This is a genomic window from Ensifer sp. 38_S197, assembly GCF_056924495.1.
The window spans coordinates 1335064-1354203 of sequence record NZ_JBXOVZ010000001.1 but is presented as its reverse complement, the minus strand read 5'-3'; the positions used below and the strand labels follow the sequence as shown (position 1 = coordinate 1354203).

Below are 19140 nucleotides of genomic sequence, written 5' to 3'. Positions count from 1 at the left end.
GTGCCGATGCCCGTGACAAAAAAACGAGACGCCCTGACAGAGGCAGACTACGAGGCGCTTGCGAACCTGCGCTACATCCTGCGTCGGTTCACGGATTTCTCGACATCCGCTGCGCAACAGGAAGGCTTGCCCAGTCAGCAACACCAGGCCCTGTTGGCCATCAAAGGCTATCGCGGCGATGCTCCCATGGCGGTCGGGATATTGGCCGAGCGTCTGCTGATCGCGCCACATACTGCCTCCGAACTTGCCGAGCGGCTGGTGGCCGCAGGCTACGTCACACGCGAGCCTGACCCAGCCGACAAGCGCCGGCAGACGCTCGCTCTCACCGTTCGGGCCGAAGACCTGCTGCGACGCTTGAGTACCATTCACTTGACCGAGATTCGAGACATGGCACCGCGTCTGATTGAGCTGCTGACCGATCTGCAGAGCGAAGATCTGTTTCCCAAGGCTTGATTGCAGACAGCGTCTCCGCGGTCTGGTAGCCGTTGCGCCTACGATTGAACGAGAACGCCTAGCGTCCCTCCGGCTTTATTTATGTCGCATTACGATATATATTGGGATCGGGCTGATTGCGTTCAGAGACCCATCGGGCGCATTCCGCCAAATGGAGCAACCCGACATGATCGAGAATCAAACGACTTCGGAGCCTGGTGTAGCTTCCGACATGGCATCGCGACCGGACCCATCCGTTAGCTTGGACTTCTCTTCGCCGACAGCAAAGATGGATCTGCTTCGCGCGCAGCTTGCAGCCTATGGCTGGCCTACAGAGGGCATGAGTTGGAGACTCCTGATTTTGGAATGGAAATACGATCTCGTTTTACTTTCGATGCAACTCGGTGGTTGGATGACGAATGTCGATCAACGGTTCCGCCGCTTGCCGAGCCGCGAGCATTAACGAGGCGACGTCGACGACTCGCGGTTGATCTCGAAAAAGACCCGCTGGCGGCGATAGCCCGAACAATGCTCGCAGCAAGGCCCATTGGGATTGCGGTCTCGTGAAGACGACCTACCCACCAATTCGGGCTGCTGCCGTGGGGAGTGTTTGTGGCGCGGAGTGATCAAAGTCTCGGTGGCGCAGGTTCGCGAAAGGGCTTCGCCGAGGTATCGAGAGTAACCAAGCAGGGCGCCGGAGGCACAGTTCCAGCGACTGTGCCCAGACCGGCGAGAATCGAATGGGTCGTGATCCGCCAAGGGCGCCCTCGCTTTGATCGTCTCGGCGCGGCATTCGATTTCATCCTCGCTGCTGGTTAAGCGAAGGTTCTTGATCAGGGTGCCTCTGCTCGCGCCCGCGCTTGTGTCGAGGCGGCGAGGCCGGCCAACGCCCGCAAGGCCTACGCGTCGGACTGGAAGCACTTTTCCGCTCGGTGTCGGCGTCAGAACCTCGCCCCCCCGATCCGAACGTCGTCGGCCTTTACATTTACGTACTTCCTGCGAACGTCATCGCAGCCTCGCGGAACCTACCCGTCGCACTGACCGCGCATCTGATCGTTGTCATCGGCGGACTGATGTGTTCATACAGGCCCATGGCACCAACCACAGACATCGGCATTTCCGCCGTTACAGATGATACATTATGCGATCCACTGAACGCACAGAACGGGAATACCCTGGCAACACACATCCGTTCCTGCTCCATCGCAGACGGCATCGGCCCGACAAATCGAGAAAGCTAACCTCACGCATGACTTCCTGTACGGCGCAGGCGCATTAGAAGCGCAGCCTTCTTTGCTCTCGAAACAGTTCGTCATCCAGCGTGACCTCGCCTGCGTGGCGGCGAGGGCTTGCCGGCGGCTCCCCTCACTATAGGCTTGAAACCTCTTCCCCGGAACTTCATTGCTTCTTGTTATCAGTATCTGATAACATAGATAATATGAGTGTAGAACGAGATGAGGGGCTGGACGCCCTTTTGGGATTGGACGGTGAAACGTTCTTCGTCGATGCGAACGGCCATTATCGCGTCAAGTTCGTAGTGAAACGCGTGAAAGCCGACGAGCGCAAGCCGCATGGCCTAAATTACAGTCTCACCCTGCATGATAAGTCGGGCGAGCGCATTGTCGGATTCGATAATGCCCATCCAGTTCCCACCCAGGGGGGACCGGCTGGCAAGAAACGCGTCGTGAACGACCACAGGCACCGGTTCAAGACGATCCGCCCATATGATTACAAGGACGCAGCCACCCTGCTTGAAGATTTCTGGGCACAGGTGGATTCCGTCCTGAAAGAGGAAGGAGTCATATCATGACGACGCTTAAAGTAGGTATTGCTTCGTACGAGGACTACAAGAAACGCACGATGGCGGTCGCGCGGGGGCAGATCAAGCCCGGCGCTGATGAGCCTAAGGTGTGGTTCACGTCCATGGAGAGCTTCGCGAAGGTTCTCTCTGATCGGAACAGGGAACTGCTTGCGCTAATCGCGGCCACAAAGCCCAGTTCAATGAATGAGCTAGCGGAAAAGACAGGACGGGCTCCGTCCAATTTATCACGCACTCTACGCACCATGGAGCGTTTCGGGTTAGTCCGGTTCGAAAAAGGCGCGGGTAAAACGTGGGCCCCGCGCGTCGATTATTCAGACATCATTCTCGATGTGCCTTTGAAGCGTGCTGCTGAACGGCTGGCAATGTGAAAAATGCATTAACGACGGCGGCTCCGACTTGCTTCCCTCTTAGCGCCGGAGTTGCGAAGGAACTGGTCGCGACCGGAGCTTGATCAATCGGTTTGCTGTCCCTCGAAACCTTTCTGGTGGGCCTGTGGCTCAATGGTAATAGCCGTGGGTAATAGCCGTGGGCCATAACCGAATGGTTGCAGGTTCGAGTTCTGCCGGGCCCGCCATACTGATCAGGTCGTGTCACCGCTGTCTGGAACCAATGGACAGAGCAACCTTACAGTCAGGCCCAACACACGCGCAGGTGCGCCCTACCTACCGGGTGCGCATTTGCCTTGAGCGATCGGTCGGCGCTGTACGGCGTCGTGATGGGATTCTCATCAACTGCGCCACTTTTTTCGCCTCGAAAGGATACGGACCGGGGACACTGTCATTTTTTGCGACCCGTTAGACGGCGACTCCAGCGCGACGTAGCCCGTAAGTCCAGAGGTCGGCGTCCTCCTTCGAGGCGCAGACCTTCGCGGTGATGTGTGCATAGAGGGCGGCATCAAAACCGCTGGGCAGTTGGTTCAGGGCACTGCTTGCCTCGTCCGTCCTGCCAAGCTGCGCAAGGCACGCTGCCTCGTTGAGCCGAAAGAAAGGCGGAGGATCGATGAGCGATCGATAAGCCTCCAGGGCCAGCTCAAATTCACGGGAAAGATAGCAGCAGTCCCCCAAGCTGGAGACAAACGTCGGTGGCAACAAGGGCTCGAAGCTACATGCACGCTGGACGAGGGAGAGCCCTTCGTCGTGGCGGCCCGCGTAGGAAAGTATCATGCCTCTCGCCACCTGAACATTGATGTCGCGCGGGCTCATGGCAGCGGCGATTTCAGAGTGGCGCAACGCGTCCTTGATCGCGCCGGCCAATAGAAAGCATGCCGCGACGCTTGTCAGCACAAAGGGATCGCTCTTGCCGCTTATCAGTGCCCTTTGGGCGTACTGAATCGCAAGCTGCTTGCGTTCACCATCCGTATCCCGCGACGGGCGTACATCAGCGCAAGTGAGGCAAGAGCCGTTGCGTAGTGCGGATCGATCGCAGCGGCATTTTGCATGTGCTGGCGTGCAGTTACCTCGTCACCATTGCGCCAAGCATCTCCGGCGCGAAGCCAGCTCGTATATGCGGATACGCTCGTTGTGGGATTTCTGGATCGCACGGCGCTCGCGACAGTCTGCAAATTGAAGAACAACCGTCCGATGATAGCGTCGACTATTTCGTCCTGCACTGCGAAGATGTCCTCGACTCGTCGCTCGAATCGCTCTGCGAAGACCTCATTACCTGTGCAAGTGTCGACGAGTTGCACCGTTACACGAACGCGCTGATCCGCCAGTCGCACGCCTCCAGTCACAACAACGTCTGCCCCGAATTTCCGGCCCAGTTCGGCGGCATTTACCGGCTGGTCTCTGTACGCGAAGGCGGTGCTGCGAGCAACGACGGACAGGTCTCGATGCTTGCTGAGTTCCGTCACGATGTCTTCAGTGATGCCGTCTGCGAAATAGCTCTGGTCGTCGCGGCCCGACAGATTGGCAAACGGCATAACCACGATCGTCGTGAACTCCCGAGAAGCATTAGGCGCTGAAGCGAGAGACGCAGGCGAAGCCACGGAGCTCGATGCGTCGACGGCATATGCTCTGACAGGAGTTCGAATGTTCTTGAGCGGTATTGCCCCCAAGTCGCGAACCGGCGCGATGATCTTGCCCTGGATCTCTTCGAACACCTTACCTGAAATGCAAATGCCACCGGGATCTGCGAGCTGTTCCAGACGAGCAGCTACGTTGACGCCCTCGCCATAGATATCGTCACCCTGACCGATGATATCGCCGAGATTAATGCCTATTCGGAAGACGATCTTCCTCTCGTCCGGAAGGGTGGAATTGGCGTCCTTCATCTGCTTTTGGAGGCGCATCGAGCAGTCGACGGCATTTATAACGCTGGCAATTCGATGAGAAGGCCGTCGCCGAGAAGTTTGACGATCCGGCCGCGGCACTCCCGAACGAGCGGTTCGACAGCCCTCTCGCGGATTTCGCTGAGAGCATTAGTGTTCCGCTCTCGTCTGCCCCCATCATACGGGCGTAGCCGACGACGTCGGCAACGACGATGGCAGCCAGGCGACGATCAATCTGTTTGGTCGAAGACGACTCTTCCATTTTCCTACCGATGGTTGGCTAAGGACCTTCCGGCAGAATATATCACGGTTCCAGTGGTCCTCTTCGTCCGGGGTTCGCCGCGACCAGGATGTTGGCGTCCCCGAAGATACATTATGCGATCCTTCTGTAACCGGCGGGAGAACAGGTTTCGAACGCAAGCTTTATCTGGGACCTGGCGATCCGGAAGCCGCGGGCTCACCGTCTTCAAAGGCCTACGTCTACTGGTACGTACGTCTTCAATTTCATCCGCTCGGGCAGTCTGAAGCAGTCGTCGGGGTCGTGCTGGTGCATGGGTTCTGGTCGATCAGCCATTATAAACTGATCGAACCCGGCTGGAACTACGTCGTCCGGCTTGCCAGCCCCGCTCCAACATCCTCAATGGGCGTTGGAAGTTCGCCGAGGCAAAACCCGCTCATACTCGACCGGCAACATTGCCGCATCCCTTACGAAGTATCTGGCACATCCATTGATCGAAGGCGCTGGTCGGAACATCTATCGGCGTCTGACGTGGCGACTCCACTTTTATGATGGAAGCCGCCGAGTGCCGCGTGGCTGCCAGTTCACAGGTCGATATCGACCTGACCTCACCACACGCTTGGTGTTCGACGAAATCGAGCAGCGCGGGTTTCGCAATCGTGCGCTTGGTGGCATCGTGGCGAACGTCAATCTACGACGTTCGGACCTTGCCGAGGCCGAATGATTTCCGCAGACTGCCATCGACCGCGTTTGCTGGCATGAACCTGCGCAGGCGGCTTAGAAGGGTTGCTTGCCCGCCAACCGGCTGACGCAGTTTGTAGGGGCCGTTGATCACTGCCAGAATTTTTTCAGCTACCACCTGCGGGGAAGGCGCGGACTTGATTTGAGCCGCGACGGCCGCGACGCTCGCTTTCGTCTGAGCCTCATAGACTCCCAACGGCGCCTGCGTATGCGCAGCATTGGCGTCGAGCTTCGTGTTCGTGAACGTCGGTTCGAGCAAGACCACACGGACGTTGAAATCTCGAATTTCATGGTCGAGGGATTCGGATAAGCCCTCAAGGGCATGCTTGCTGCTGGCGTAGATGCCCATGAACGGCGCAGGCAAGAAACCCAAGACCGAGCTTATGTTGATGATAAGCCCGCTTCGTGCTGTCCGCATTGGCGGCAGAACGGCCCGGATCATGCGAAGGGGACCGAAGACGTTTGTGTCGAAAACGGACGTGGCTTCGGGGATCGATGTATTTTCGACTGGCCCCACGAGGGAAATACCGGCGTTGTTGATTAGAATGTCGATCTTACCGGCCTCGGACAGAACCCATTCCACAAAGCTGGCAACAGATGTCTCATCTGTCACGTCTACGGCCCCGAACATTACCCCAGGGATCGGATTGGCGCGTCCTGGGTCACGGGCGCCACCAAGAACGCGGTGACCATTCTGCGCGAGTAGACGGGCCGATGCCTGGAGACATTCACCGAACATTCTATGCCCTGTCTCGCCAGATCGGTCTGCGCGGGATGGACGACAGCCACGGCCCGCGTCTGCACGACATGAGACATGTGTTCGCGACGAACACGCTGTTGCGTTGGTATGAAGCCGAGCAAGATCCCGAGCGGCTCCTGCCCATTTTGTCGACCTATCTCGGTCATGTCCACGTGGCCGATACGCAATGGTACCTTAGCGCCTCGCCCGAACTGATGACAGAAGCAATGCGCCGCCTTGAGCGCCGCTGGGAGGATTGGACATGAGCAAACATGCGAGCTTGGCGCCACTCTTGGAGCGCTTTTTCATCCAACGCCTGATGCAACAGCGGCAGGCAAGCCCCCATACAATCAGTTCCTATAGGGACACATTTCGGCAGTTGCTGAAGTTTGCCGAGCGGAGGTTGCACAAGCCGCCGTCTCGGCTGAGCTTTGAGGAGATCGATACCCCGCTGATCGCCGCCTTCCTTGATGATCTTGAGACCAGCCAGGGCATCAGCGTCCGCAGCCGTAACCTGCGCCTCACCGCAATTCATTCCTTCTTTCGCTTCGCCGCCTTCGAGGCACCCGAGCATTCCGCCCAAATTCAACGCGTGCTAGCGATCCCCAGCAAGCGCTTCACTCGAACGCTCGTTAGTTTCCTGACACGCCCGGAGGTCGATGCCTTGCTAGCCGCACCGGATCGATCGACCTGGTCCGGCCGACGCGATCACGCGTTTCTCCTGGTCGCGGTGCAGACCGGATTGCGGCTATCGGAGATCACCGGTCTCAAGCGGGATGATCTGTTCTTCGGAACGGGCGCCCACCTGCGCGTCATTGGCAAAGGGCGCAAGGAACGCTGCACCCCATTCGCCAAATCTACGACCGCAGTCTTGAGAAACTGGCTGAATGAGCCTCAGCGGGGAGACCAAGGTATCCTGTTCCCCAGCGCCAGAGGTGAGCGGCTAAGCGTTCATGGCGTGCAGTACATTCTAAACAAACACCGCCAGACCGCCTCTGCCATGTGCCCGTCCTTGAATGGAAAGCGCGTCACTGTTCACCGTCTGAGGCACACAATGGCAATGGACCTGCTGCAGGCCGGCGTCGATCGCGCCGTCATTGCCCTGTGGCTCGGCCATGAATCGGTCGAGACCACACAGATCTATCTCGAGGCGACGTTAGCGATGAAGGAGGCGGCGTTGGCAAAGACGTCCCCTTATTCCGGCAGGTCATCCCGCTTCCGTCCCGACGACAATCTGTTGGAGTTCCTCAACAGCCTGTAGATCGCGCCGACTATGTCGGGTGGCCCGGGTGTCTCTGCGGAAAATCTCTTTATTCCTCAGACGTTTGCCGTTGCGGTCAAAGCTACCCGACATAGTCGGGCGGGGTAGATAGTGCCGCAGGACATGAGGCGACACCCGCTTCGAGCGAAGGGAAAGGCACTGCTCGCGCGCTTTGACAACATATTTGTTCAGCAGTGCCTGCACGCCGTCAGCACTGAGCTTGCCACCGTGCATGTTCGGAAAGAGCGCCGTTGCGCTTCGCTTTCTGGGCTCCTTGAGCCAGTGACGAAGGGCTTGCTGTGCAACCTTTGTGAGTGGCGTACATCGCTCTTTGCGGCCCTTGCCAACGCATCGCACATGTGCGCCCTGGCCGAGCATTACGCAGTCTCGGTCCAGGTTGACAATCTCCGAGACCCGCAAACCGGTTTGCGCGGCCAACAATAGCAGAGTGTAATCGCGGCGTCCCAGCCACGTGCTTCGATCCGTGCAGTCCAGGATCGCTTCAATCTCGGGCCTGGTTAGAAACTGTAGCTGCCGCTTGTCACATCGCTTGCTGGGGAGCGCGAGCACACGCTGAATATGGGCGCTATGTGCGGGTTCCTCGAACGCTGCATACCGAAAGAAGGATCGGATGGCTGTGAGGCGGAGATTCCGGGTCCTCACTGAGGCGGATCTCGTCGTCTCAAGGTCTTCCAGGAATGCGCCGATGAAAGGGGCGTCCAAATCCCGCAGTGTCAACTGAGATGGGGACCTCCCAAGGCGCGCCTGTGCAAACGCAAACAGGAGTCTGAAGGTGTCGCGATAGGAGGCGATGGTGTTGGAACTTACACCTCGATGCTTCATGAGGCGATCTGTGAACCACCGCTCGATCAGCACGGCCAAGTCGTTCGTGCGTCTCATGACCGAGCCTCCCAACGCTTATCCAATCGCCGGACCGCATGGTTCATCAGTTCCGGCGCGGCGGACAGGTACCAGTAGGTGTCGCGAACATTGGTATGGCCGAGAAAGGTCGAGAGAACCGGCAGTTCGCGTTCCACATCTTCGCCAGCGCGATGCCAGTTGATCAGGGTCTGGACGGCGAACCGGTGACGAAGATCATGAATCCGTGGGCCATTGCGATTCCCCTCCTGCCGTAATCCGATTTGCCGGGATAATCGCCAGAACACGCGGTGCACGTATTGATGCAGCAATCTGCCGCCCTGTTCGGCGACGAAGAAATAGGGACTGCGCGGCGTACCAAGGTGTGCATCGCGTCGGGCGGCATAGCCTGAAAGGACGGCGATTGTCGTGGCATGCAGCGGCACCAGCCGTGACTTACCAAACTTAGTCTCTCGAATGGTGAGGATGCCCTGGTCGAGATCAACGTCGGTTCGGAGCAGGCCGAGCGCTTCGGAATGGCGCAGTCCGGTCACCGCTATCAATCCGAACAGGCAGTTATATGTCCATCGCCGAAGCGCGCCGGCCGGCGGCAACGACAGTGCTGCTGCCAAAAGCGCCTGAATCTCGACTTCACTATAGATGTAGGGCTTTGTGCGCCGTGCCGGCGGTACAGCGTCGCTCGGTAGTACTTCTGTCAGCGGATCGAAATGAGCCAGGTTCTGGGCAAAGCAGCGCACGTCAACCAGGCGGATGGACCAACTCGGCTGCCGGCCCATTGAGGTGACCCACTCCATTGCAAGGTCCGTCGTGATGGTCTCGGCGCTGCGGGATTCCATGAAAGCGACGAACTCCGACAATCGTTTTGCCGGACCGTCATATTTGTATCCCAGCCCTTGGCGCATGCCGACGTAGCGCTCAAGCGCGGTGCGAAGCCGGCTCATTGGACACCTCCCGGCCAGGGCAGGCTCAGTTCACGCAGCTTCTCGATATCGAGCTTGGCATAGATCCTTGTACTGTCGATGCTTCGATGGCGGAGCAGTTGGCCGATCTCGGCAAAGCTGGCTCCTGACCGCAAAAGGTCGGTCGCAAGGCTGTGGCGGAAAAGATGGGCACCGTGATGCGCATAGCCGTCAATGCCTGCCCGTTCGAGTGCCTGCTTCGCGATCATCGTGATGGCGCAGCCGGAGGCAAAACCTACGTGCGGCGCAAGAGTTCGCAAGAAAACTCGCCGACAAGTCGAAGCGGGCCGCCCATGCCGGATATAAGCGACGATAGCTGTTCCGACGTCGTGACGTAGCGGCATAGTCGCTTGCCGCCGCCCCTTTCCATGTACGAGGAGCGTGCCGCACTGCCAGTCGATATCATCGAGATTGAGGGTGGCAACTTCGCTGGCGCGCAAACCGAGCTTGGCAAGGATCATCAGAACCGCATAGTCCCGATGACCCATTGCCGTCGTCCGATCACAGGCATCAAGAACCTTCTGGACCTTCTCTGGCGGTAGGAATGTCGGAAGGCCGGCAAGTCGCCAGCGGCGGATGGATGGCACGCAATCGGCCAACGCCGTCGAAATGAAGCCCTTCAGATGCAAGTAACGCAGAAAGGCACGCACCACTCCGCACATTGCTTTGCCACTGTCGGCGGAGCCATCGAGTGCATGTCGCTCGACATAACCGATAACGATCTCCGGGGTGAGCGCTGCAAACCCGTCTGCGCCAGCAGGACAGACCTCCAGCAGAAATCGAAGTGACAGTAGCTTGTGGCTTTCCACCGTCGAGGCAGCGAGTCCTCTCTCATTCGACAAATATGCCGCGAATACATCGATAATCTGCTCGTGCTCTGTACGCTCAACCGGGAGGGCAGTCGGTATTAAGCGCTCTTCCCGTAGCGCGGAGAGTAGGCGTCGGAGCGCTGATCGGTCGCCCGTGTCAGGGCTCCAGTGTTCGAAACGATGCTCAAGAAAACGATCAACATCAGCTTCGCTTAAATCCTGCGGATGATGTCCATTGCCAACATACCAGTCCATGAGGTCTCGAAACAGGCTCAGCGATCGCCGCGTGCAGTGACGACCCAAACCTTCGTTTGACATCTTGGTGGCGTAAACGCGCGCAAACTCCCGATATGGACCGTGGACCAGCTTCCGATACAGTGCGCTGCGCTTCAAATAGTCACTTGCGATCATATGTCCTCTCCTTCGCGTCAATTGCGACGGAGAGACGCTACGCTATGCCGATCAGGCTCCCGCTATGCGACCGAAAACGTTGGAAAAAATTTGCTTAATTGGCATAGTTCGGCGCTCGGCATAAACATGCAAGATGAACGGCGTTGAGCCCTATGCCTATTTGCGCGATCTCTTCATCAGCCTCGCCAACGGCCACCTCGCCAAAGACATCGACGCCCTCATGCCCTGGTCCTATGCGCAACGCAGCGCCTCACAATGAGCTCGTCCGGGACTCCCCGATGAGCTCACAGGACCTTCCGCAAGCGATCGACATCGCCGTTGCAACCGCAAAATCAATGGGGCGGAGACGCCGCATACGGAAGACCTTGATCTCTTGTCTCTCGAAGCTTTGCCCTGTGGCGCGGCAGTGCCATCGCCAGTCGAGCCCGACCCAAGTGCACAGTCCCATGCTGCTCTCTAATCCGTAGTGCGATCCAGCTTCCAGGTTACCTCGAGTTTGCCACGACCGGCCTTGGAAGAACGATGCCGACGCTTTCGTCCGGGCTGTTGGTGAACGCACTTTCCACCAGCAGGAAAGCGCCAATCGCCAGCATCAAGAGCAGCACCATTCGAAGCGGAAGACCTGTCGAAAATTTCCGCTCTGGTGCGCCGTAGCTGTATCGTTCGTAGTGTGCCACTTCCAAAACCTCCCGTGAGGCAACGACGCGAGAGGGTCTTGTGCGAACTGGAAAAGATACCTCTCGCGTCGTTGCCGCCCATGTCATCCGCGGGCTGGGATGTCATGGGCTACTAAGAAAACTAAGGTGGCCGGGCACACCGTCAACGCAGCTAAGACCTTTGCGAAGGGCTTCCCGGACTGAAGTCCCATGGAGGAACTTTTCCCGTCGCCCTAGGTTCTGAAACGCCCTTCGACCTTTGCTCGCCGCGGGTTGTTGAGGCCATGCCCTTTGTCTCGGGAAGCCGTGACCACCGTTGTTAACAGGCGCCGACATTGCTGCGCCTTTCTTCCTGAAAGCCCGGAGGAAAATTCATCCCTCAGCGCGCGCTTGCCGATGTTGCCCGGGATCCGCCACCTGAAGTCATAGCCCACGCACCGACAGGCGTGCGGATATGCGCGGGCAAACCGGAACCGGTTGCGACACATCCGTTCACGTTGCGCAAGACACAATCCGCTCCTTCGCGAAGAACAATGGCATCCTCGTGAAAGCTTCCGCGGTTCTGGCCGTGGATGATCAAGGCAAAGTGCGGCGAAAGAACCTCACAAGAGGCTGCAATTGCGGTGCTCGAGCCAAAAACGGCCAGCGGCGACTGCTTGGGCGCGGGCGCGGCGCCTACCAGGGTCGGACCTGGCTGCCGATCACCGGTGTGCGCACGGGTTTTGCCAGTCCGAAGAAGACGACGAAGCCGTTGCCGCCGCAGCGTGTAGATGCCGTTTCGTCAGGGACCTTTGTCAGGCAGGTCTCATCCATCAGATCGATGTTGTTGGCGGCCCACACGTTGCCCGCCGGATCAACGACCACGCCGGTCAGAAACTGCATCCCTTTGCCAGCGTAGCCCGTCTTGGGCGGCGAGATCGGATCCCCCGTCTTGAAGCCGGGCGGGCATGTCTCGGTGCGCACGCCGCAAAGCTGGGTGAGCGTCTTGCCGAAGCCGTTGGCAACCCAAACGTGGTCGTTGCCGTCAACCGTGATGCCCCAGGGTCCGCTGATGCTCGCTCCTCCATCAAACGGCGAGCCCGGCATTTGGGTCCCGTCGGGGCGGATCACGCTAACACTGCCGCCGGGGAACTCTTCGATGATGCGCACCAGGGCGATGAATTTTTCCACCGTCTCATCACCGCCGCCGGCTGATGTCAGCTTGCTTTCCAAGCTGCTGCGCACCTTGGTTCGCAGGAGGTCCAGCTTCTCTTTGACACTTGGCTCCCCCAATGTGTTTGCGACCCATGCATTGCCTTGGCTATCGATAGCGATCGCATGCGGGCTGAACCCGACCTTCAATTCTTCAGCCTTGCTCGGATCATCAGCCGGAAAGCGCGTGACCGTATTCGAATTGGCGTTGGACACCAGGATGCGGCCCTGCAAGTCGACGGCGACGTGGAACGGTCCTTTCACCTGGCAGCTGCCGTCGACTGGCTTGCCGTCGACAGTACGGCAGACGATGCGCGCCTTGGACGGATCGCCTTTCGGGATGTGGACGATCTGGCTCTTGCTCGAATCGAGCGCCCAGACATCGCCTTCAGGGCTGGTGTTGACGCCCTGCATGCCGCCGAGCTGTCCGTCGAGATTGTAACCCTTCGCCGGCGACAAGGGCTTTCCGGTCCCGTCAAACACCGAGATCGTCTTGCCGGCAATGCTGGTGATCCACACCTTGCCATCGGCTGCAATGGTCAAGCCCCAGCCGGGGAAGTCCACGCCGCCCCCGGTATAGCCGGTGGTCATCGGCGAGATCGGACGGCCGTTCGCTGCGAGCTCGGACAGCGTGCCGCCGATCCCGCCATACATGGTCGATTGCGAGCCTGCCATCTGATTGTTTGCCGCCCAGGCGTCGCCATCGCCGTCAATGCCGATGCCTCCGAGGCCGCTCAGGCCGCCACCGGCGTAGCGAAGCGCAATTGTCCAGCTGCCAGGAGCGAATAGCAGATAAGGCCGGAAGGGCACGGCGCGAGCGCCGGTTCCCTCCTCGGCCGGGTAGAAATAATCCAGCAGCGCAAAAAGCTTGGCCGGCTCATTCCAGGGATGCCGCGCGATGGCCTCGGCCGCAGTCAACGTGTCTGTCGGAGCAGTTCCTCCTGGCGGTGTCGTAGCCTCAAAGAGCCTTTCACAAGCATCTGCCTTCACCCGCGTGATGCAGCCAGCCAACAGGCCGCCGACGGTGTTCAATGTCGCCAGAGAGGTGGTCTGGGTGCTGTTGAGAGGGTCCTGAATCGCGGGACCCAATTCGCCAGTGGCCAGATCCACCAGGTTTGGCACATTGCCGGAAGCAATCTTCAGCCCAAGCGCATATCCACTCAGCGTTTCGCCCTTTAGGAATTGCGCGCCCGTCCAGGCCGATGCCACGGTCGTCAGTTCGTTGATCGTCACTTCCTTCGGCGCGGTGGCGCCCAGGATCGCCATCAAGGCGATGGCCGGGTTTTCGTCCTTCGCGTCGCCGATCTTCGGCGCGCCGCCCCTTGCCGTAAGGTAAAGCACGGCTCCGTCCGCTTTGGCGAAATCGAACTCGAGGCGGAAGGCGCCGTCATCACCTGTGCTTGAATCCGAGAGCTTGGTGGGGGCGCCCTCGCCCGCAGTCCATAACGTCACCGTGGACTTTGCGATCGGCCCGCCGCCACCGCTCACGCTGCCTACAAGTTCCTCGGCGGAGGCGTGCTGAGCAAGGGCAGTTGTAAGGAAAGCGAAGGCAAGAAATGGCAGACGCATCACTGTCACCCCAAATAACCGCACTGGCTAGTTCGATATCACGTCGCGCTAATACATGTCAAAATTGTATTCCGCCTTCAATATCTTCTTCGTTCGGGCGCGGCCGTGACTCCCTTCACCTCGGCGTCCTTAACGTCTCATTACGTTTTGCTTTTCCGTCTGGACGGCGATCCCGACCTTCGAGGTGTAAGGCAAGAGGGTCTTCAAAGGCTTTCAGCAACTCGCGCGCGCCGCGGGTGTCGTGACCGTCTCTTTCGAGTTCGTGGATAATCTGTCGCTGGGAACCTACGTGCCTCAGACCATCCGCGACGTGCCGTTCAGCTGCAGCGAGATGGCGCTCAATGGTTGCAAGTGGCTCGGCATTTGCCTATCCTCTCCGGGTAACGACTTCAGCGGTCAGCGGTTCTGAGGAGGAACGATCCCGAAAAGGCAATTGGCCTTAGGTTTCTACGGGCGTTGTCGCCTCCAATTGGCTTTCCCGGACAATCACGCGTGCCGTGAGTCCTGACGCATCAAAGTCGACGGCGACGGAGCCTCTTTCAGCCGATAAACAGCTGTTGAGCAGCCGGCTCCCAAAACCTCGCCGCTGCGGGTTCGGATCAACCTGCGGCCCGCCCCTCTCGCTCCAATCAATCACCAGCGATCCTCTATCCGTGGAGGCCGCTACGTTCACACTGCCTGCGTCCGAGCTAAGCGCGCCGTACTTGACGGCATTCGTGCCGAGCTCATGGAAGATGAGGGCAAGTCTTGCAGCCACCTCGGGCGTTATACCGGCCGATTGTCCATTCACGTGGATGCGATCGCCAAATGGGAGCAACACGGTCTTGATCATGGACAATGCGTCCTGATTTCCATCCGGGGTCATCGGTGCGGTCAAGGCCGAGCCGAGAGCGACGAGCCGGGAGTCGAAAAGGCGTTTCTGCTCCTCCGGGCACCCACCCTCTTTGAAGGTCATGCTGGCGACGGCCTGGACGAGCATCACGAGATTGGCAGTGCGGTGTACCATTTCACGGGCATAGAGCTGCGACGTATTTTCGGCCGCCTGGGCGCGACGTGCGGTCTCGTCCAACCTGTGCATTAACAGAATGAGCAGGAGGGACAGGAAGGGCGTAAATTGCTACGGTGAGCCACCCATGGCGATCGAGCATCAGTGACTGAACAGGCGGAACCCAGAAATATGCGGCGAGCAACCCGCCGGCCACTGTCGTCGCTACGCCTGCCATAGGTCCCGCAAGATAAGCTGCAACTGCAACAGCCGGAAAGAATGTGATGAAGGGAACGCCTTCTACGACCGGATTGATCAGCGCTCGCAGACCAGTCGCCACAACGATACATACAAACGCCACCAGCGCATTATAGGCGGAAGAGCGTTCCCTTTCAGATGGAGGAAGCATGTGGCGCACTAATTTCATTGCCACCTCCTTTTCAAAACGGTAGCGCCGAAACAGGGCGGCCGACGGGTTCGTCAACAGGCGGCTCGCGCGCGCGGCCTCGATGGTCATGGGTTGCCGCGCTTCCATCACGGCCCCTCTGCCCTTCGCCCCAGAGGTAGGTTGCGGAGAGCCCCTGGAGGAAACGTGTAACCTGCAACTGCGGCAGCCGATCCAGCGTAGAGAATACCTCTTTCGCAATTGGAAACAAATCCACCCTGGGGAGCTATTCGAATGGGCTACATAATGCAGAGCGTTTTTAGCGTGGCGTCGCGTGTATGCACGTTGACGGGTACACCGAGGCCGAGAGCGACGGTGCGCTAAAAACGTGTTGGGCTAAGCCGCGGGCGCGATTCAGGTTCTATGGGTATTGAATGGTGCGGCTCCAAGGAAGGGCGTCGCAGGGGCGGTATTGAGCTGCGCCACCGCGGGGAGCACGGGACGGAAGCCGCGCCGATTTCGAACTCGACAAGGGTAAAGATTGGCATTGTGACCTGCCGGAAGGAGCTGGTAGGCGCGACGGCACGCACGTCCGCGGGACCGACCGGTTTCCGGCGGAACGGTGCGACGGTGACGATGAAAGCGGCGCGCTTCTTTCATGACGTGTCCCAGCATCGCGGCGGTCCGCTGGTGCCGTCGAAGGTCTCGATGGTGATCATCTGGCCTTGACGACAGGCCGGGCATTGCCTGAGGGAACAGCCGGTAAGTTCCTCGTAGCGGCCGCGGTAGTCCTTCGGAGCCTGGCTCGGTGATGGCGCGGGAACCGGCATGCCGAGCAGGTCGCGGCAATGGGCAAGCTTTTGTTCACGGTAACGATTGCCGAGGAAACCGTAATAGCGGATCCGATGGAAGCCCTCGGGCAGGACGTGCAGCAGAAAGCGGCGGATGAATTCGTCGGCGGAGACGGTCATGACCTTTTGCCGATCGCCGTGCCGATAATCCTTCCAGCGGAAGCGCACCGCGCCATCCTCGATATCGACGAGGCGGTTGTTGGATATGGCGACGCGATGCGTGTAGCGGCCGACGTAATCGAGCACCTGTTCGGGTCCAGCGAACGGCGGCTTGGCGTAGACCACCCAGTCGGCCTTTCGCAGCGGCGCCAGATAGCGCCGGAAAGCGTTGCGGTCGCTGAGGTGCAGCTGGATCGCCGTCATGACACGGCGCTGAGCGGTCGACAGCGATGTGTGCTGGGCACGATAGGCCTCACCGTAGCGACGGAAGATGTCCGCCACTTCCGGCCCCGAACGGACCATCGGCAGCTTAGAAATACTCAGGCTTGGCAGGCGGCGGCGGGGTGGGCGCTGGATGTGGCAGCAGCTCGAAAGGGCTCGAGGTGGCGCAGACCTTGTTGGTGGCGATGCGCAGGTAATGGGCGGTGGTTGCGAGGCTGCGGTGACCGAGCAGCAATTGGATGGTGCGCACGTCGACGCCGGCCTCGAGGAGATGAACGGCGAAGGCGTGCCTCAGGCTGTGCGGTGTCACCGGTTTGGACAAGCCGGAAAGATCGTGCGCTTTTGCGCAGGCTTGCCCGACTGCATCCCTGCCGATCGGCTGGCCGGCGCGATCTCCGGGAAAAAGCCACGCCTCTGGCCGCCGCACCCTCCAATAGTTGCGCAGGATCTCCAGGAGCTTGGGCGACAACATCACATAGCGATCCTTCTGGCCTTTACCCTGCTCGACACGGACGACCATTCTCTGGCTGTCGATGTCCGTGGGCTTCAGGTGCACCGCTTCGGAAATGCGTAGGCCGGCGGCATAGCAGGTCGTCAGGATGGCATGGTGTTTGAGATCGGCCACGCAGCCGAGAAAGTGCTGTACTTCCTCCGGACTGAGGATGACCGGCAGCTTCTGCGGCTTCTTGGGAAGCGGCAAAACCTCTGCAGGCACCCAGTCCCTCTCGAGCGTGACGCTGAAGAAAAAGCGCAACGCCGAAATGGCGATATGGATTGAGGTAGGCGCCAGTTTCTTCTCGTTGGCCAGATAGACCTGATAGGTTCGAATATCCTCGCGGCCGAGCAAGTCCGGGGCTTTGCCGAAGTATCGTGCAAACAGCGATACCTGCCGCAGATATGAGAGCTGGGTATTGAGCGAAAAATTGCGCACCTGCATGTCCTCGCTCATGCGCTGGCGAAGTGGGGTCATGACGAGCTCCTCTGGCTGATGGAATAGGCTGCTAAACAGCCGTCCCATCGTCGCGCAGTCGGGGCTCCTACTGAATACCTGACCTCCTTCCCGCTCCGGCGTAGCGGAGCGGGTTAGTCCAACCAACATTAACATCAAAAGCGGGGACGTAGCGCGCTAGACCAGCGGGAACCGGTTCCATTTCCAAACTGTTTGCGAAGGCCTTTAACAAGAAGGGCGGTGACCGGCTTATTGGTGAACTTTCAGAACGGAGGTTCTACGGCCGGCTCTCTTGCCGTATCGTGGCAGATCGCCTCAACAGTTGTTGGTAGCTGAACCAGGCGCGTTGGTCGGTCGCTGCCGAATTCAGGTCGCAGTTACAGCGCCGAGACACGCAGCCGTTGCCTCCTGAACGTACTTTCGTCATACCCAGTCAACATCGCCGCGGGGGTGCGGTACGTGCATTCGGCCTCGTCACAAGCGAGTCGGCGGCTCGCAAGGCCAGAATTCCGCCACGCCTCGAACCGACAAGAGGCTTTGGCATCGATGCCCCTCCCCGCACATAGCCGAGCATCACCGTGGTGGCCGATGTCACCACGCCGATGCTCGCCTGAGGCTGTGCCTCGTCAGCTGGCCCTTGCCTCAGGTTCGGTTTGCCGCAGCGGCGATTGGCGCGCGCCCTGCGCGGCACCCACCAAAACCGAAGCGCTGGACATGTTTTCGAAGCAGAGTTGCCAGCCATCCGATCCGGATCCAGCCGAACAGTTGAACTCGACGCCAGGATACCAAGAACCACCGCCATCAAAGGTGCTGATGGTCAATATCGCCCCATCATCGAGATTGCAGGTCAATACGGGCTCGTCCCCCGAAGCCAGTTGCCAACTGCCCGACGCCGACTGGTTGATGTCGGGAAATGGTCGACCCGTGATCACCGCCGACACGGAGCATGTCGCTGGCGTCAACGCAACCTCGATCTTGATGGTGCCCTGTCCCGACCCGAGGTTAAAGTGGTCCCACTGAAACCCACCTGCTATCGTCAGTGTGTTGGAGCTTACCGACACCGTTGGTACCGCGCCGTTGTCGCCGTCATTGTTCATGCTGTGCCAGGCGGCAACGTTGTAGAAGTCGAACCGGCCAGTATCGCCGTTTGGCAATGTCGGGACGATGCCGGGCATGTAGACAGCAGAGTTCGACGCCCAGAATGGCGTCCCGGAATTGTCATAGTAAACGAGATTGCCGTCGTCCTGGACTGCCAGATAGGCGGGCGAGGGGTTTTGTGTGTTTGAAGCCCAAATCGGATTCGAACCGTTGTAGATTACGAGATTGCCGTCAGTCTGCACATCGAAGACAAAGGGGACGTCGTAGTCTGTCTGCGATGCCCATATCGGGTAACCTTGAAAGCTGGAATTCGGCGCCGGCGGCGCCCCATCGACTTGGTATAGCACCAAATTACCGTCTGCCTGCATGATCAGCACATACAGGCCATTCGGGCTTATCGCCCATTGGTTCTGTTGAAGGCTAGTGGCAGCCGGTATTTCGCCATTGGGTAATGCGATTTGATCTCCAACGGAAACAGCAATAGCGCCCATGTGACCATCCTCCTCTAGATGCTC

Annotated in this window: 17 protein-coding genes and 5 pseudogenes; 9 read left to right on the top strand and 13 right to left on the bottom strand. The window is 59.2% G+C overall.

Annotated features, from left to right (window positions below; translation table 11 throughout):
- Nucleotides 1-6 precede the first annotated feature (6 nt).
- The 6 genes and pseudogenes from AC1Z3V_RS06255 (at nucleotide 7) to AC1Z3V_RS06230 (ending at nucleotide 2828) form a co-directional block, all read left to right on the top strand.
- Nucleotides 7-453, top strand: a complete 447-nt coding sequence (locus AC1Z3V_RS06255; protein WP_483499569.1) for a MarR family winged helix-turn-helix transcriptional regulator — start codon at nucleotides 7-9, stop codon at nucleotides 451-453.
- 166 nt (nucleotides 454-619) lie between these two features.
- The gene (locus AC1Z3V_RS06250; RefSeq protein WP_483497859.1) at nucleotides 620-895 is read left to right on the top strand and encodes a hypothetical protein; all 276 of its coding nucleotides are present in this window, start codon (nucleotides 620-622) and stop codon (nucleotides 893-895) included.
- Between the two features lie 386 nt (nucleotides 896-1281).
- Nucleotides 1282-1418, top strand: a pseudogene (locus AC1Z3V_RS06245) (integrase); the annotation flags it as partial.
- A gap of 452 nt (nucleotides 1419-1870) precedes the next feature.
- Complete coding sequence (locus tag AC1Z3V_RS06240; protein WP_100674792.1) at nucleotides 1871-2242, top strand: toxin-antitoxin system TumE family protein; 372 nt, start codon at nucleotides 1871-1873, stop codon at nucleotides 2240-2242.
- Nucleotides 2239-2622 carry an HVO_A0114 family putative DNA-binding protein gene (locus AC1Z3V_RS06235; protein ID WP_483497857.1) on the top strand — a complete coding sequence of 128 codons (384 nt, stop codon included), beginning with the start codon at nucleotides 2239-2241 and terminating at the stop codon, nucleotides 2620-2622. Before AC1Z3V_RS06240 ends, AC1Z3V_RS06235 begins: the two co-directional genes overlap by 4 nt.
- A gap of 118 nt (nucleotides 2623-2740) precedes the next feature.
- Nucleotides 2741-2828: pseudogene (locus AC1Z3V_RS06230) on the top strand.
- Between the two features lie 220 nt (nucleotides 2829-3048).
- On the opposite strand, the gene AC1Z3V_RS06225 reads toward AC1Z3V_RS06230, so the two are convergent.
- The 3 genes from AC1Z3V_RS06225 to AC1Z3V_RS06215 form a co-directional block, all read right to left on the bottom strand.
- Nucleotides 3049-3537 (bottom strand): tetratricopeptide repeat protein, encoded by a 489-nt coding sequence (locus tag AC1Z3V_RS06225; RefSeq protein WP_483497856.1) that lies wholly within the window; start codon nucleotides 3535-3537, stop codon nucleotides 3049-3051.
- Between the two features lie 23 nt (nucleotides 3538-3560).
- The gene (locus tag AC1Z3V_RS06220; RefSeq protein WP_483497855.1) at nucleotides 3561-4625 is read right to left on the bottom strand and encodes an adenylate/guanylate cyclase domain-containing protein; all 1065 of its coding nucleotides are present in this window, start codon (nucleotides 4623-4625) and stop codon (nucleotides 3561-3563) included.
- An 827-nt stretch (nucleotides 4626-5452) separates the two neighbouring features.
- Nucleotides 5453-6241, bottom strand: a complete 789-nt coding sequence (locus AC1Z3V_RS06215; RefSeq protein WP_483497853.1) for an oxidoreductase — start codon at nucleotides 6239-6241, stop codon at nucleotides 5453-5455.
- Here AC1Z3V_RS06215 and AC1Z3V_RS06210 point away from each other — a divergent pair.
- A pseudogene (locus tag AC1Z3V_RS06210) lies at nucleotides 6223-6507 on the top strand (site-specific integrase); the annotation flags it as partial. The gene AC1Z3V_RS06215 and the pseudogene AC1Z3V_RS06210 overlap by 19 nt on opposite strands.
- Entirely contained in the window at nucleotides 6504-7502 is a 999-nt protein-coding gene (locus AC1Z3V_RS06205) for a site-specific integrase (RefSeq protein WP_483497852.1), read from the top strand. The pseudogene AC1Z3V_RS06210 and the gene AC1Z3V_RS06205, both read left to right, overlap by 4 nt.
- Here AC1Z3V_RS06205 and AC1Z3V_RS06200 read toward each other — a convergent pair.
- Genes AC1Z3V_RS06200 through AC1Z3V_RS06190 form a run of 3 tightly spaced genes read right to left on the bottom strand, consistent with a single transcriptional unit; the run spans nucleotide 7449 to nucleotide 10560 of the window.
- On the bottom strand, nucleotides 7449-8402 hold the full coding sequence (locus tag AC1Z3V_RS06200; protein ID WP_483497850.1) for a tyrosine-type recombinase/integrase: 954 nt from the start codon (nucleotides 8400-8402) through the stop codon (nucleotides 7449-7451). The two genes, AC1Z3V_RS06205 and AC1Z3V_RS06200, sit on opposite strands and share 54 nt — an antisense overlap.
- Entirely contained in the window at nucleotides 8399-9322 is a 924-nt protein-coding gene (locus AC1Z3V_RS06195) for a tyrosine-type recombinase/integrase (protein WP_483497848.1), read from the bottom strand. Before AC1Z3V_RS06195 ends, AC1Z3V_RS06200 begins: the two co-directional genes overlap by 4 nt.
- Nucleotides 9319-10560, bottom strand: a complete 1242-nt coding sequence (locus AC1Z3V_RS06190) for a site-specific integrase (RefSeq protein ID WP_483497847.1) — start codon at nucleotides 10558-10560, stop codon at nucleotides 9319-9321. The genes AC1Z3V_RS06195 and AC1Z3V_RS06190 overlap by 4 nt, the downstream gene beginning before the upstream one ends.
- 124 nt (nucleotides 10561-10684) lie before the next feature.
- Between AC1Z3V_RS06190 and AC1Z3V_RS06185 the strand changes: the two are divergent.
- Nucleotides 10685-10819: pseudogene (locus AC1Z3V_RS06185) on the top strand (transposase domain-containing protein); the annotation flags it as partial.
- Nucleotides 10820-11045: 226 nt separating this feature from the next.
- On the opposite strand, the gene AC1Z3V_RS06180 reads toward AC1Z3V_RS06185, so the two are convergent.
- From AC1Z3V_RS06180 to AC1Z3V_RS06150, 7 genes and pseudogenes are all read right to left on the bottom strand, one after another.
- Nucleotides 11046-11237: a hypothetical protein gene (locus tag AC1Z3V_RS06180; protein ID WP_483497845.1), complete on the bottom strand. Its 192-nt coding sequence runs from the start codon at nucleotides 11235-11237 to the stop codon at nucleotides 11046-11048.
- Nucleotides 11238-11891: 654 nt separating this feature from the next.
- Nucleotides 11892-13976: an NHL repeat-containing protein gene (locus AC1Z3V_RS06175; protein WP_483497843.1), complete on the bottom strand. Its 2085-nt coding sequence runs from the start codon at nucleotides 13974-13976 to the stop codon at nucleotides 11892-11894.
- A 439-nt stretch (nucleotides 13977-14415) separates the two neighbouring features.
- A complete protein-coding gene (locus tag AC1Z3V_RS06170) occupies nucleotides 14416-15045 on the bottom strand; it encodes an HWE histidine kinase domain-containing protein (RefSeq protein WP_483497841.1) in 630 nt (209 codons plus the stop codon).
- Nucleotides 14984-15478: a DUF4118 domain-containing protein gene (locus tag AC1Z3V_RS06165; RefSeq protein WP_483497840.1), complete on the bottom strand. Its 495-nt coding sequence runs from the start codon at nucleotides 15476-15478 to the stop codon at nucleotides 14984-14986. The genes AC1Z3V_RS06170 and AC1Z3V_RS06165 overlap by 62 nt, the downstream gene beginning before the upstream one ends.
- A 524-nt stretch (nucleotides 15479-16002) precedes the next feature.
- A pseudogene (locus AC1Z3V_RS06160) lies at nucleotides 16003-16524 on the bottom strand (IS91 family transposase); the annotation flags it as partial.
- Between the two features lie 142 nt (nucleotides 16525-16666).
- The gene (locus AC1Z3V_RS06155) at nucleotides 16667-17548 is read right to left on the bottom strand and encodes a tyrosine-type recombinase/integrase (protein ID WP_483499567.1); all 882 of its coding nucleotides are present in this window, start codon (nucleotides 17546-17548) and stop codon (nucleotides 16667-16669) included.
- 605 nt (nucleotides 17549-18153) lie between these two features.
- Entirely contained in the window at nucleotides 18154-19116 is a 963-nt protein-coding gene (locus tag AC1Z3V_RS06150) for a hypothetical protein (RefSeq protein ID WP_483497838.1), read from the bottom strand.
- Nucleotides 19117-19140 lie beyond the last annotated feature (24 nt).